Raw genomic sequence first — 1862 nt, forward strand, 5'->3', positions numbered from 1 at the left:
CCCACGCAACGTCGTCAGCACCTCGCCCAGACCCTGGGCCAGCTGACCGATCGCGTCGTCACCGGTCACCGGCATGTCCCGGGTCAGGTCGCCCTCGCCCACGGCGCGGACCACCTCGAGCACCAGGTCGACCTTGCCCGCCAGCTCCGCCGACGCCGCCCGGTCCACCTCGTCGCGCTGGATCCGCGCCACCGCCTGCGAGACCAGGTCGCTGATGTTGCGCAGCGTCTCGACCCGCTGCGGCGTCAGGTCGGCCTCCTTGCTGCTGAAGAAGTCGAGCGTGGCCACCACCCCACCGACGCCGCGCACCGGGAAGCTGAGCCCCGACCTGAGCTCCACCCCGTGCTCGCGCATCGGTCCGGTGAAGAGCTCCGGGAGGCTCGAGGCCTCGGAGAGGATCACGTCGCCCTCCGCCCAGGTCCGGCCCGGGAGGCCGGACCCGCGCAGGAAGGTGCTGCGGGCCAGCAGACGGGCGACCTCGTCGCTGATGTCCCCGGAGGCCGAGGCGAAGACGAGCCGGTCCGCCTCCTCGTCGACCCGCCAGGCGGAGGAGTACTGCCACCTGAACTCCTGGCAGACCACCTGCTGGGTGCGCTCGATCGCCTCGTCGACCGTGATGGCCGTGCTCAGCGCGCCCAGCACCTGGTTGACGGCGGCGGTGTCAGAGGCGGCCTGGAGGGCCTCCCGCTCGACCTGCAGCTTCTCGGTCACCAGCTCGCAGGTGACCGTCATCCCGACGTAGTCGCCGCCGCTGTCGTAGATCGCGGAGAAGAGGATGTCGAGGGTCTCCGGGCCCACCCGGCGCTCCGCCCGCAGCGGCAGGTTCTCCAGGCGCAGCTCGTCGAGCGCGGCCTGGCCGAGGGCGGTGTCGGTCTGCTCGGTGCCGGTGGCCAGGATGTCGACGCTCAGGCCCACCATCTGCTCCGCGGTGATGGGCATGTAGGGCTCGAGGCGGCGCATCGTCTCCACCGCCGCCGGGTTCATGTAGGTGATGACCCGCTTGCGGTCGGCATACATCAGGGGCAGCGGCGAGCTCTCCATCATCGCGTTGGCCCGGTGCAGGCGACGCTCGGCCCGGACCCGGTCGCTGACGTAGACCCAGGCGACCATCACGCCGTTGAACTCGCCGTCCTCGCGATAGATCGCGCTGACGGTCATCTCGGCGTGCTCCGAGCCGATCATCAGCTGGTTCTGGTAGGGCAGCTCGTGGTGGTTCTCCCAGTAGTAGTCCACCTTGTCGATGTCGCCGATGAAGGCGAAGAGCGGCTTCACGTCGGAGCCGATCAGCTCGTCGACCTTGTAGGGCATGAACTCCTCGACCGGGCGGAGCTCGTCGACGGCCTTCTTGTTGGCGTAGCGGATCCGACGGGTGCGGTCGGTCAGGAAGACCCGTGCCGGCATCGCGTCGAGCAGCTCTCGCTCCTCCGCCGTGGTCTCGGCCACGGGCTCGGGCTCGCGCTCGCGTTCGGACTCGTGACCGGCGGGCCGGAGCAGCTCGGAGTCATGGCTCTCCGAGCCGTTGATCGGCGGGGTGGCTAGGTCGGTCATCGGGTTCCTCCGTGCATCGGGGCGGGGCGTGGGATCGAGGTCCACATGGGGGGCCTCAGACCTTGAAGCGCCCGACCAGGGCGCGCAGCTGGCCGGCGATGTCGGCCAGGTCGGTGGCGGCGGCCATGGTGTTGCTGGCCCCCCGCCGGGTGTCCTCGGCGGCGGCGGCCACCTGGGAGACGTCGGCCGAGATGGCGCCGGCGCCGGCGGCTGCGTCGCCCACGTTCCGGCCGATGGCGTTGGTGGTGGCCGTCTGCTCCTCCACCGCCGAGGCGATCGTGGTCTGGATGTCGTTGATCCGGCTGATCACGTCG

Annotated in this window: 1 protein-coding gene and 1 pseudogene; both read right to left on the reverse strand. The window is 70.7% G+C overall.

Going from position 1 to position 1862, the window contains the following annotated elements; translation table 11 throughout:
- Positions 1-1548, reverse strand: a 1548-nt coding sequence (locus AC4BG9_RS18695) for a GAF domain-containing protein (RefSeq protein WP_490572634.1), incomplete at its 3' end; no start/stop codon positions are given.
- 55 nt (positions 1549-1603) lie between these two features.
- Positions 1604-1862, reverse strand: a pseudogene (locus tag AC4BG9_RS18700) (methyl-accepting chemotaxis protein); the annotation flags it as partial.

The organism is Nocardioides sp. Z40_12 (assembly GCF_058215795.1).